9 protein-coding genes are annotated in these 12,480 nt (G+C 57.3%); 4 read left to right on the top strand and 5 right to left on the bottom strand.

The window, feature by feature from the left end; all coding sequences use genetic code 11:
- Nucleotides 1-36: 36 nt before the first annotated feature.
- From gsiD to iaaA, 5 genes are all read right to left on the bottom strand, one after another.
- Nucleotides 37-948, bottom strand: a complete 912-nt coding sequence (gene gsiD, locus HV127_RS16955; RefSeq protein ID WP_110275315.1) for a glutathione ABC transporter permease GsiD — start codon at nucleotides 946-948, stop codon at nucleotides 37-39.
- Nucleotide 949: 1 nt separating this feature from the next.
- Nucleotides 950-1,870 (bottom strand): glutathione ABC transporter permease GsiC, encoded by a 921-nt coding sequence (gene gsiC, locus HV127_RS16950; RefSeq protein WP_110275317.1) that lies wholly within the window; start codon nucleotides 1,868-1,870, stop codon nucleotides 950-952.
- Nucleotides 1,871-2,114: 244 nt separating this feature from the next.
- Nucleotides 2,115-3,653, bottom strand: coding sequence for a glutathione ABC transporter substrate-binding protein GsiB (gsiB, locus tag HV127_RS16945; protein ID WP_182237427.1), 1,539 nt, complete (start codon nucleotides 3,651-3,653; stop codon nucleotides 2,115-2,117).
- A gap of 37 nt (nucleotides 3,654-3,690) precedes the next feature.
- A complete protein-coding gene (gene gsiA, locus HV127_RS16940) occupies nucleotides 3,691-5,544 on the bottom strand; it encodes a glutathione ABC transporter ATP-binding protein GsiA (RefSeq protein ID WP_182237425.1) in 1,854 nt (617 codons plus the stop codon).
- 12 nt (nucleotides 5,545-5,556) lie between these two features.
- Nucleotides 5,557-6,498: a beta-aspartyl-peptidase gene (gene iaaA / locus HV127_RS16935; RefSeq protein ID WP_182237423.1), complete on the bottom strand. Its 942-nt coding sequence runs from the start codon at nucleotides 6,496-6,498 to the stop codon at nucleotides 5,557-5,559.
- A gap of 501 nt (nucleotides 6,499-6,999) precedes the next feature.
- Between iaaA and moeA the strand changes: the two genes are divergently transcribed.
- From moeA to HV127_RS16915, 4 genes are all read left to right on the top strand, one after another.
- Nucleotides 7,000-8,235 carry a molybdopterin molybdotransferase MoeA gene (gene moeA, locus HV127_RS16930; RefSeq protein WP_182237421.1) on the top strand — a complete coding sequence of 412 codons (1,236 nt, stop codon included), beginning with the start codon at nucleotides 7,000-7,002 and terminating at the stop codon, nucleotides 8,233-8,235.
- Nucleotides 8,235-8,990, top strand: coding sequence for a molybdopterin-synthase adenylyltransferase MoeB (moeB, locus tag HV127_RS16925; protein ID WP_182237419.1), 756 nt, complete (start codon nucleotides 8,235-8,237; stop codon nucleotides 8,988-8,990). Before moeA ends, moeB begins: the two co-directional genes overlap by 1 nt.
- Nucleotides 8,991-9,143: 153 nt before the next feature.
- A complete protein-coding gene (locus HV127_RS16920; RefSeq protein WP_182237416.1) occupies nucleotides 9,144-10,043 on the top strand; it encodes a glycyl-radical enzyme activating protein in 900 nt (299 codons plus the stop codon).
- A 4-nt stretch (nucleotides 10,044-10,047) separates the two neighbouring features.
- Nucleotides 10,048-12,480 carry a formate C-acetyltransferase/glycerol dehydratase family glycyl radical enzyme gene (locus tag HV127_RS16915; protein WP_182237414.1) on the top strand — a complete coding sequence of 811 codons (2,433 nt, stop codon included), beginning with the start codon at nucleotides 10,048-10,050 and terminating at the stop codon, nucleotides 12,478-12,480.

Below are 12,480 nucleotides of genomic sequence, written 5' to 3'. Positions count from 1 at the left end.
AACGCACCTTATCCGGGCAACAAAACCCTCGAACGCCTACCCCTTTATCTTCGGATCCAGCGCATCGCGCAGGCCGTCCCCTAGCAGATTAAACGCCAGTACCGTCAGGAAAATGGCGATCGCCGGGAACAGCGCCACGTGCGGAGCCATCACCATATCCGCTCGCGCCTCATTCAGCATCGCGCCCCACTCAGGGGTCGGCGGCTGCGCGCCAAGCCCTAGAAATGAAAGGCTGGCGGCGGAGATAATGGATACCCCGATGCGCATGGTGAAATAGACCACAATCGACGATACCGTGCCGGGCAAGATATGGCTAAACAGAATATTAGCGTCGCTGGCGCCGATGCTGCGCGCCGACTCAATAAAGGTTTGCTGCTTGAGCACCAGCGTGTTGCCGCGCACCAGACGGGCAAACGCCGGGATTGAAAAGATCGCCACCGCAATGATGACGTTCGACATCCCGCTGCCCATCACTGCCACGACGGCGATCGCCAGCAGAATACCGGGGAACGCAAACAGCACGTCGCAGATGCGCATAATGATGCGATCCCACCAGCCTTCGTAATATCCGGCCAACAGTCCGAGCACGGTGCCAATGACCGCGCCGATCAATACCGCGAACACCCCGGCAGCCAGCGAGATCTGCGCCCCTACCAGCACCCGACTAAAAATATCCCGCCCTAATGAATCGACACCGAACCAGTGCATCATTGACGGACCGTCGTTAAGCCGATCGTAATCAAAGTAGTTTTCCGCGTCGAACGGCGCAATCCACGGCGCAACGACCGCAACCGCAATCAGCAGCAGAACAAATATCCCCGCTCCCATCGCCACCGGCTGGCGACGAAAACGTCGCCAGAACTCATGCCACGGCGTGCGTATCTGCCCGGGTTTAATCCCCGGCATCGCGTTGATAACCGCTTGTCTTCTCCAGTTGAGCAATCGCACCTTACTTGTACCTGATAGCCGGGTTAATGGCGGCATAGAGTACATCCACCACTAAATTGATAAGAATAAACTCCAGCGAAAACAGCAGCACTTCCGCCTGAATCACCGGATAGTCGCGCATCTCGACGGAGTCCACCAGCAAACGCCCAAGCCCAGGCCAGTTAAAGACCTTCTCCACCACGATTGAACCACCGAGCAGAAAGCCGAACTGTAACCCCATCATGGTGACCACCGGGATCATCGCATTGCGCAGGCCGTGCTTAAGCACCACCAGCGTCTCACTAACCCCTTTCGCCCGGGCAGTGCGCATGTAGTCTTCATGCAGAACATCGACGAACGAGGCGCGGGTAAAGCGCGCCATCACCGCCGCTACCGCCGCTCCGAGCGTCAACGAAGGCAAAATATAGTGCCGCCAGCTGTCGGCGCCCACCGTCGGCAGCCAGCCCAGTTCAACGGAAAACACCTGCATCAGCAGCATGCCGAGCGCAAACGCCGGGAATGAGATCCCGGTCACCGCCAGCGCCATGCCTAAACGATCCGGCCAGCGGTTACGCCAGACTGCCGCCACAATTCCCGCCGCCATACCAAACACCACCGCCCAACTCATGCTGGCGAGCGTTAGCCAGAACGTCGGCATAAACCGGCTGGCGATTTCGCTGCTTACCGGACGGCGCGAAGCCATCGAGGTGCCGAAATCTCCCTGCAAAATATTGGTGATATAGTGCCAGAACTGCACGTACAGCGGCTGATCGAGCCCCAGTTGCTGGCGGACCATTCCAACCACCTGCGCATCGGCTTCCGGCCCGGCAATTAGCCGCGCCGGATCGCCGGGCAGCATATGCACGAACAGAAACACCAACACCGCCACAATCAGCAGCGTAGGGATCAGCCCCAGCAGGCGTTTAATCACATAATTGAGCATGCTTCTCCTTGCGTGAAGTCCCCGCGGCCTGCGCCCGGGGAGATATACCCGTCATACTTCAAGTTTCAGGTGCGTTGGCTGCACTCGTTCACCCCAGTCACATAGTTATCTATGCTCCTGGGGACTCACGAGCTTGCCGCGTGATTCGGCCTGCGGCCTCACCCCTTTGGGGCCAGCGCAGGCGCTGTTCAAAACGGTTAACCGTTTTGTCCTGTAACTCGAATTATTTAGGGTATACAGTTCTCTACTTAAGATCCGCCTGTTCAAAGCTAAACCCGGTATCCGGCTGGATATAAAAACCAGTCAGGTTTTTACTGTGCGCTGAGACCAGTTTTTCCACCACCAGCGGCACCCACGGCGACTCTTTCCAGATAGTATCCTGCGCGTCTTTATACAGCCGCGTTTTTTCCTTCACGTCGGTCGTTTTCAACGCCTCGTTGAGGTCTTTATCGACCTGAGGATTGCTGTAGAAAGCCGTGTTGAACAGGGTCGGCGGCCAGTTTTGCGAGGCAAACAGCGGCGACAGCGCCCAATCGGCTTCACCGGTTGAGGCCGTCCAGCCGGTATAGAACATCCGCACGCCGCTCTCTTTCTGCCCTTTACCTTCCACTTCCGCTGCGCGCTGGCCCGCATCCATCGCCGTCAGCTGCGCCTTGATGCCCACCTGCGCCAGCTGCTGCTGGGTAAATTGCAGCACTTTCTGCGCCGTGCTGTGATTATGCGACGACCACAGGGTGGTGTTGAAACCGTTAGGATATCCCGCTTCTTTCAGCAGCTCACGCGCTTTAGCCGGGTCATACGGCCACGCGGTGTAGCTTTCAGCATAGGCAATAGAGGGCGGCACCACGCCGGTCGCCGGGGTGGCATAGCCCGCAAAGGCCACTTTCACCAGCGCCTGACGGTTGATGGCGTAGTTAATCGCTTCGCGCACTTTCGGATTATCAAACGGTTTTTGCGTCACGTTCATGCTGATATAGCGCTGCATAATTGACGGGCTGGCCACCAGCTCCAGCTTGCTGTTTTTCTCCAGCAGCGGCGCCTGCTCGTAAGGGATCGGGAAAGCAAATTGCGCTTCACCGGTCTGCAACATTGCCGCACGGGTATTGTTATCCACCACCGGACGCCAGGTAATGGAATCCAGCTTCGGCAACCCCTGCTGCCAGTAACCGGCGAACTTCGTCACTTTAACAAAATCGGTCTGGTTCCAGGTATCGAGCTGATAAGGCCCGGTACCCACCGGATGAAAACCAATCTCTTTACCGTATTTCTTCAGCGCTGCCGGGGAAATCATCGCCGTCGCCGGGTGGGCCAGGATATTGATAAACGCGGAGAAAGGCTGTTTAAGCGTGATTTTCACCGTTGTCGGATCTACAGCTTCGGTGCTGGCGATATTTTTATACAGGTTATAGCGCTTGAGATGATTTTCCGGATTGCTGGCGCGATCGAGGTTAGCCTTCACCGCTTCGGCATTAAACTCGGTACCGTCCTGGAACTTCACGCCCGGATGCAGCTTAACGGTATACACAAGCCCGTCCGGGGAAACGGTGTAGCTCTCCGCCAGCACATTCTGCAATTTCATCTCTTTATCAAGGCCAAATAGCCCTTGATAGAAGGACTTAGCCACCGCCTGCGACAGCGTGTCGTTAGCATCGTATGGGTCGAGGGTCGTGAAGTTAGAACCGACCGCTACCACTATATCTTTTGCGGCAAAGGCCGGAGTTGTCGCCAGCGCCGAAGCGACGCCCAGCGCCAACAGCCATTTGCCTGAAACGCGTTGAGTCATGTTGTTCTCCTGAAATGCTGCGTTATTGGTGTCGTTGTTATCGTGCCAGTACGTCAGCGGCGGGTTCTCTGGCGACAAAATGTCCCGGGCCTACCTGTTGTAACGGCGTACTGATCCCCTCTTCTCCCCGCTTGTAGATATTGCCCGGCAGCTCGTCAGAGAGCAGCACGCGCTGCGGGTGACGATGCGCCGGGTCGGCAACCGGTACGGCAGCCATCAATTTACGGGTATAGGGGTGCTGCGGGTTTTCGAACACGGCGCGCCGCGGGCCAATCTCAACAATCCGCCCGCGATACATCACCGCCACGCGGTGGCTGATGCGTTCAACCACCGCCATGTCGTGGGAAATAAACAGAAACGCGATGCCCATTTCGCGCTGTAAATCGAGCATCAAGTTGATGATTTGCGCGCGAATCGACACGTCCAGCGCCGATACCGATTCGTCGGCGATAACCACCTTTGGATTGAGCGCCAGCGCGCGGGCAATACAGATGCGCTGCCGCTGGCCGCCGGAAAACTCGTGTGGATAGCGCCATGCGTGCTCCGGCTCCAGCCCGACGCGCTCCAGCAGCCAGGCCACTCGCTCTCTCGCGGCATCACCTTCCAGCAGCCGATGCACGCGCAGCGGCTCCATAATCGAATACCCCACCGTTTGCCGTGGGTCGAGAGAAGCGTAAGGATCCTGGAAGATAAACTGAATATCACGGCGCAGCGCCTGAAGCTTACTGCCTGCCAGCGTATCAATACGCTGACCGTTAAACGTAATACTCCCACCCTGGGTTTCCACTAGCCGCAGCAACGCCCGCCCGGTGGTAGATTTACCACAACCGGACTCGCCCACCAGGCTTAAGGTTTCGCCAGGCCATAAATCAAAGCTGACTTTTTGCACCGCATGTACCTCGCGGGTAACGCGGTTGAGAATGCCGCTGCGTAGCGGAAAGCGCGCCACCAGATCGCGGACTTTAAGAATGGGTTCTCCAGCAACAACGGTATTCAGACCCTCTTCCGGCGCGCTTTGGTTGAAGAGTGGGAAGCGACGCGGCAAATCGCTGCCGCGCATCGCACCCAATCGCGGTACCGCCGCCAGCAGCGCCTGGGTATAGGGGTGTTTTGGCGCACGGAAAATCTCTTCGACGCTGCCTGTTTCCACCGCCTCACCGCGATACATCACCAGCACCCGGTCGGCAATATCGGCGACCACGCCCATATCGTGGGTAATAAAGATAACGCCCATCGCCATCTCTTTTTGCAGGACGGCAATCAGCTGTAAAATCTGCGCCTGGATAGTCACATCCAGCGCGGTCGTGGGTTCGTCGGCAATCAGCACCGCCGGACGGCACGACAGCGCCATGGCGATCATCACGCGCTGACGCATCCCACCGGAAAGCTGATGCGGATAACGCGACAGCATCGCTTCAGCTTCCGGGATCCGCACCTGATCGAGCATCTTTTTGGCCTCACGCAGCGCCTCATCATGCTTTAACCCCTGATGCAATCGTATTGATTCAGCGATCTGCTCACCGATGGTGAACACCGGGTTCAGCGAGGTCATCGGCTCCTGAAAAATCATCGCCATATCCGCACCGCGCACGCTGCGCATATCGGCATCAGACTGTTCGCTAAGTTCAATCACCTGCCGATTGCGGCGACGTAGCAGCAGTTGATCGCTGCGCACTTCGCTGGTCGCCGAATCAAGCAGACGCATCAGCGCCAGCGACGTTACCGATTTACCCGATCCAGACTCACCGACAATCGCCAGCGTCTCGCCGCGCCGTAGTGTGAACGAGAGGTGACGAACGGCAGAAAAAGCCTGCTGCTGCTGAGTAAACGAAACGTTCAGATCGCGTACCAGCAGAACATCATTAGCATCGATTTCCAGACTATGCGGCAACGCCCTTTCCTCTTATTCGCGATAAATTCCAATCGTGGGCGTATCGCCCGCGTAGCACCAGGCACGGTACATACCTTCGCTATTAAATGGCAATACTACGTTGCCTTCTCTGTCGACCGCAATCAGACCGCCGCTGCCGCCCAGCGCCGGGAGTTTCTCCATCACCACCCGCTCGCACGCGTCGTGCAAACTGAGATTGCTGTACTCCATCAGCGCCGAAATATCATAGGCTGCCAGGGTGCGCATAAACACCTCGCCGGTACCGGTACAAGAGACGGCAACGCTGGCGTTATTGGCATAGCAGCCAGCTCCCGGCAGCGGGCTATCGCCGACGCGTCCCGGCAGCTTATTGGTCATTCCGCCGGTGGAGGTTGCCGCCGCGAGATTACCCGCCAGATCCAGCGCCACCGCGCCGACGGTGCCCATTTTATGCCTCTCATCCAACGGGGCAGCATGGTGATCGAGCACGATATCATCGCCCTCCTGCGCCTGACGTAGCTGCAACAGGCGCTCAGGAGTCGAAAACAGGGCGTTATCCACCCGCTTCATACCGTGGGAAGCGGCAAAATCTTCTGCGCCCTCACCAATCATCAGCACATGCGGGCTTTGCTCCAGCACCAGACGCGCCGCCAGCACCGGATTACGTAAATGCTTAACTCCGGCCACCGCTCCCGCCTGTAAACTGTAACCATCCATGACGCAGGCATCGAGTTCATGAGTGGTATCGCGGGTAAATACGGAGCCTATACCGGCGTTAAATAACGGACACTCCTCCAGCAGTCGCACCGCTTCGGTTACCGCATCCAGCGCGCTGGCCCCGGCCGCCAGCATTTTTTGCCCGCTATCGACAATCGCCGACAGCGCCGCCACGTACTCCCGCTCGCGTTCCGGCGTCAACTGCGCGCGGGTAATTGCCCCGGCGCCGCCATGAATTGCTATAACCGCCTTGCCCATTACGCCATTCCTTAACGATAAAGTGTATATACACACCATCATTCGAGATGCATCGAGGCGGCAAGAGAAGAAATCCCCGGGAGCATAGATAACTATGTGACTGGGGTTTCTGAGCACAGCCAACAAAGAGGCAGCTTGAAGGATAACGTGTATAAATATCATTATCTTGCTGACTGTCCTATACCATTTTTGAATATAGAAAGAGCAGGCGGTGATGTAAAGCTTGTACCCAGGTGGGATATAGCCTGCTTCTCTTTTCTGCCATATACCCGTCATACTTCAAGTTGCATGTGCGTTGGCTTTGTTACTCGGCTCATCCATGAGCCTCGCCCTAACGGGCCGCCGGATACGGCGTTCAAATCTGTTCCAGACAGATTTGTCGCTCACCCCAGTCACTTACTGAAGTAAGCTCCCGGGGGTTCCCTACGTCGCCGCCTGCCTGCAACTCGAATTATTTAGGGTATAATAGGCGTTTTCGATGTTTGCCCGCAGGAGAAACCCATGGATTTTACCGCCGGACTGATGCCACTCGACACAGCCCTGACCCAGATGCTCAATCGCATTATGCCGCTGAATGCGACGGAAACCGTACCGCTGTTGCAGGCCTTTTCGCGCGTGACCGCCCATGATCTCGTTTCGCCTCTCGACGTTCCTGGTTTTGATAACTCAGCGATGGACGGTTACGCCGTTCGCCTGGCTGAACTCACCGATGGCGCGGTGCTGCCGGTGGCAGGCAAGGCTTTTGCCGGTCAGCCTTTTAACGACGTCTGGCCCGCAGGCACCTGTATCCGCATTATGACCGGGGCGCCGATACCGGAAGGCTGCGACGCGGTGGTGATGCAGGAGCAAACCGAACAAACAGACGGCGAAGTGCGCTTTATCGCTCCGGTAAAAAGTGGGCAAAATATTCGTCGTCGTGGCGAAGATATTGCTAACGGTGCGGTCGTCTTCCCTGCAGGAACCCGCCTGACCGTCGCCGAACTGCCGGTGCTGGCTTCTCTGGGGGTTGCAGAAGTCGACGTGGTGCGTAAAGTGCGCGTTGCGGTATTCTCCACCGGCGATGAGCTTCAGCTTCCAGGACAACCGCTTGCCGACGGGCAGATTTACGACACCAACCGCCTGGCGGTACACCTGATGCTGCAAGAGCTGGGCTGTGAGGTCGTTAACCTCGGCATTATTCCCGACGACCCGGCCAAACTACGCGAAGTCTTTATTCAGGCTGACCAGCAGGCCGATGTGGTGATTAGCTCCGGCGGCGTCTCCGTCGGCGAAGCAGATTACACCAAAGAGATCCTCGAAGAGCTGGGGAAAATCGGCTTCTGGAAGCTGGCAATCAAGCCGGGCAAACCTTTCGCTTTCGGCAAGCTCAACCACAGCTGGTTCTGCGGTCTGCCGGGCAACCCGGTTTCCGCTGCGCTGACTTTTTATCAACTGGTGCAGCCGCTGCTGGCAAAACTCTCCGGCAACGTCGGACAGACCCAGCCGATGCGCCTGCGCGTACGCGCCGCTTCACGGCTGAAAAAATCGCCGGGGCGCCTCGATTTTCAGCGCGGCGTACTGCAACGCAACCCGGACGGTGAACTGATCGTTAGCAGCACCGGTCATCAGGGTTCGCACATCTTCAGTTCATTCAGCCTCGGCAACTGTTTTATCGTGCTGGAACGCGAGCGCGATAACGTTGAAGCGGGTGAATGGGTAGAAGTTGAGCCCTTTAACCATCTTTTCGGGGGGCTGTAATGGGCGTGGAGCTGAGCGATGCAGAGATGCTGCGCTACAACCGGCAAATCATCCTGCGCAATTTCGATTTTGACGGCCAGGAGCAGCTAAAAGCCTCCAGTGTGCTGGTGGTTGGCCTCGGCGGATTGGGCTGCGCCGCCGCGCAGTATCTGGCGGCAGCTGGCGTTGGCCAGCTTACCCTGCTTGATTTCGACACCGTGTCGCTCTCTAACCTCCAGCGCCAGACTCTGCACAGCGATGCCACCATCGGCCAGCCGAAGGTTGACTCCGCCCGCGCTACGCTTGCGCGCATTAACCCCAACGTTCAGCTCACGCCGCTAAACGCGCTGCTGGATGAAGAAGCGCTGTGGGCGCAAATCGCCGCCCACGATCTGGTGCTCGACTGTACCGACAACGTCGCTATTCGCAACCAGCTCAATGCCGGGTGTTTCCGGCATAAAACCCCGCTGGTCTCCGGCGCGGCGATTCGTATGGAAGGGCAAATCAGCGTCTTTACGTATCAGGAAGATGAGCCCTGCTACCGCTGCCTGAGCCGTCTGTTTGGCGAAAACGCCCTTACCTGCGTCGAAGCCGGAGTGATGGCGCCGCTGGTCGGTACCATCGGTTCGCTTCAGGCAATGGAAGCCATCAAGGTTCTGACCCGTTACGGCAGCCCTGCTACGGGTAAAATAGTTATGTACGACGCCATGCGCTGCCAGTTTCGCGAAATGAAACTGATGCGTAATCCACAGTGTGAGGTGTGTGGTACACCTTAACCCTTCTCCGGCGGGCCTTACCGCCGGATTATTTGTGACCGCTCGCAACTTTTTTGCTCCCGCTTTTATCCCCCACTCTGCTTGTTGATTTATATCAATACAACTTTCATTCGAAAGTAATTTAATCTTCATATGCAAAGAAGAGGGTAAATCATGATCTTCAACATTCAGCGTTACTCCACCCATGACGGCCCAGGGATCCGCACCGTCGTATTCCTTAAAGGGTGTTCATTGGGCTGCCGCTGGTGTCAGAACCCGGAAAGCCGCGCCCGCACGGCGGATCTGCTGTATGACGCGCGCTTGTGTCTTGACGGCTGCGACCTCTGCCAGCAGGCGGCGCCGGACGTTATTACCCGCAAACTGGATGGCCTGATAATCCATCGAGAAAAGCTCACCGATGCACATATCAGCAAGCTGCGCGACTGCTGTCCGACTACGGCGTTGACGGTGTGCGGCGAAGAGAAAAACGTCGAAGAGATTATGGCGAAGGTATTGCGCGATAAACCGTTTTACGATCGCAGCGGCGGCGGCGTCACTCTCTCCGGCGGCGAGCCGTTTATGAACCCGGATCTGGCCCGCCAGCTGTTTGAAGCCAGCCACAACGCAGGGATTCATACCGCCGTCGAAACCTGTCTGCACGTACCATGGAAATACGTTGAGCCTTCTTTACCCTTTATCGACCTGTTCCTCGCCGACCTTAAACATGTCAATGAAGCTATTTTCCAGCAGTGGACCGACGGCAGTGCTCGCCGGGTGCTGGATAATCTGCAACGCGTGGCGCAGGCCGGGAAAAAAATCATTATTCGCGTGCCGCTGATTCAGGGCTTTAACGCCAATGAAAGCGATATTACCGCCATAACCGATTTTGCCGCTGACCGCTTAAAGGTCGGCGAGATCCACTTCCTGCCGTATCACACGCTGGGAATGAACAAATACCAATTACTCAGTCAGCCCTATACCGCTCCGGACAAACCGCTTGCTGCCCCCGAGCTGCTCGCCTTCGCGCAGCATTACGCTCAGAGCAAAGGTTTAACGGCGACTCTACGAGGATAACCTTATGACAACGTTGAAACTGGATACCCTAAGCCCGCGCATTCAGGCACATAAAATGGCGCTGGTGCATATCGTCAAGCCGCCGGTCTGTACCGAGCGCGCCCAGCACTATACTGAAGCCTATCAGCAGCATCTGGATAAACCGATTCCGGTACGCCGCGCGCTGGCGCTGGCCCATCACCTGGCGGAACGCACTATCTGGATCAAACATGACGAACTGGTTGTCGGTAACCAGGCAAGCGAAGTCCGCGCCGCGCCAATCTTCCCGGAGTATACGGTTAGCTGGATTGAAAAAGAGATCGATGACCTGGCCGATCGCCCCGGCGCAGGCTTTGCGGTCAGCGAAGAGAACAAACGCGTACTGCACGAAGTGTGTCCGTGGTGGCGTGGCCAGACCGTACAGGATCGTTGCTACGGGATGTTCACCGATGAGCAAAAAGCGCTGCTCGCAACCGGGATTATTAAAGCCGAAGGTAATATGACCTCCGGCGATGCGCACCTGGCTGTCAACTATCCACTGCTGCTGGAAAAAGGCCTTGACGGGATGCGCGCTAAAGTCGCCGAGCGCCGTTCTCGCATCAACCTGACAGTACTGGAAGACCTGCACGGCGAGCAGTTCCTGAAAGCCATTGATATCGTGCTGGAAGCAGTGAGCGAGCACAGCAAGCGCTTCGCTGAGCTGGCGCGCAGCATGGCGGCGACGGAGACCCGTGAATCCCGTCGCGACGAGCTGTTGGCCATTGCCGAGAACTGCGACATTATCGCCCACGAACCGCCTAAGACCTTCTGGCAGGCGCTGCAGCTGTGCTATTTCATTCAGCTGATTCTGCAGGTCGAATCCAACGGTCACTCGGTCTCTTTTGGCCGCATGGACCAGTATCTCTACCCGTACTATCGCCGCGATGTCGAGCTTGAGCAATCTCTGGACCGCGAGCACGCCATTGAGTTGCTGCACTGCTGCTGGCTGAAGCTGCTGGAAGTGAACAAAATTCGCTCCGGCTCGCACTCTAAAGCCTCCGCCGGTAGCCCGCTGTATCAGAACGTCACCATCGGCGGTCAAAATCTGGTAGACGGCGTCGCGCAAGATGCAGTGAACCCGCTCTCCTACGCGATTCTAGAATCCTGCGGTCGCCTGCGTTCTACGCAGCCAAACCTCAGCGTGCGTTACCACGCGGGCATGAGCAACGACTTCCTCGACGCCTGCGTGCAGGTGATTCGCTGCGGCTTCGGGATGCCGGCGTTCAACAACGACGAAATCGTTATTCCGGAATTTATCAAGCTCGGCATTGAGCCGCAGGACGCCTACGATTATGCCGCTATCGGCTGCATCGAAACCGCGGTCGGCGGCAAGTGGGGCTATCGCTGCACCGGGATGAGCTTTATCAACTTTGCCCGCGTAATGCTGGCGACGCTGGAAGGCGGCCGCGATGCCACCAGCGGTGAAGTTTTCCTGCCGCAAACGCACGCGCTGTCGAAAGGTAACTTTGATAACTTCGACCAGGTGCTGGCCGACTGGGATACGCAGATCCGCTACTACACGCGCAAATCTATCGAGATTGAGTATGTGGTCGACACCATGCTGGAAGAGAACGTGCACGATATTCTCTGCTCGGCGCTGGTTGATGACTGTATCGAGCGCGCGAAGAGTATCAAGCAGGGCGGCGCTAAATATGACTGGGTTTCCGGTCTGCAGGTCGGTATCGCTAACCTCGGCAACAGCCTGGTAGCGGTGAAGAAACTGGTGTTCGATCAGGGCGTCATTGGACAGCAAGAGCTGGCAAAAGCGCTGGCTGAAGACTTTGAAGGCTTGACCCACGAGCAGTTGCGCCAGCGCTTAATCAACGGCGCGCCGAAATACGGCAACGACGAAGATAGCGTTGATATCCTGCTGGCCCGCGCTTACCAGACCTATATCGATGAGCTGAAGCAGTATCACAACCCGCGCTACGGTCGCGGCCCGATTGGCGGCAACTACTACGCCGGGACCTCCTCCATCTCCGCGAACGTCCCGTTCGGCGCGCAGACCATGGCGACGCCGGATGGCCGTAAAGCGCATTCACCGCTGGCGGAAGGGGCGAGCCCGGCTTCCGGTACCGACCATCTGGGGCCAACCGCGGTTATCAGTTCAGTGGGTAAACTGCCCACCGGCTCGATTCTTGGCGGCGTACTGTTGAACCAGAAGCTGAACCCGGCAACGCTTGAAAACGAGTCCGATAAGCAGAAACTGATGGTGCTACTGCGTACCTTCTTTGAGGTACACAAAGGCTGGCATATTCAGTACAACATCGTGTCGCGCGAGACGCTGCTGGAAGCGAAGAAACACCCTGACCAGTACCGCGATTTAGTCGTCCGCGTCGCCGGATACTCGGCGTTCTTTACCGCCCTGTCGCCGGATGCCCAGGACGATATTATCGCCCGTACCGAGCATACGCTGTAA

The sequence above is a fragment of the Klebsiella sp. RHBSTW-00215 genome (genome assembly GCF_014103785.1).
In the GTDB taxonomy this organism is placed as follows: Bacteria; Pseudomonadota; Gammaproteobacteria; order Enterobacterales; family Enterobacteriaceae; genus Klebsiella.
This window is presented reverse-complemented; position numbering and strand designations above follow the sequence as displayed.

Bases quoted from the DNA above. Each gene is read 5' to 3' on its own strand.
- gsiB (WP_182237427.1), bottom strand. From the start codon at position 3,653: ATGACTCAACGCGTTTCAGGCAAATGGCTGTTGGCGCTGGGCGTCGCT.
- HV127_RS16920 (WP_182237416.1), top strand. From the start codon at position 9,144: ATGATCTTCAACATTCAGCGTTACTCCACCCATGACGGCCCAGGGATC.
- gsiC (WP_110275317.1), bottom strand. From the start codon at position 1,870: ATGCTCAATTATGTGATTAAACGCCTGCTGGGGCTGATCCCTACGCTG.
- HV127_RS16915 (WP_182237414.1), top strand. From the start codon at position 10,048: ATGACAACGTTGAAACTGGATACCCTAAGCCCGCGCATTCAGGCACAT.
- iaaA (WP_182237423.1), bottom strand. From the start codon at position 6,498: ATGGGCAAGGCGGTTATAGCAATTCATGGCGGCGCCGGGGCAATTACC.
- moeB (WP_182237419.1), top strand. From the start codon at position 8,235: ATGGGCGTGGAGCTGAGCGATGCAGAGATGCTGCGCTACAACCGGCAA.
- moeA (WP_182237421.1), top strand. From the start codon at position 7,000: ATGGATTTTACCGCCGGACTGATGCCACTCGACACAGCCCTGACCCAG.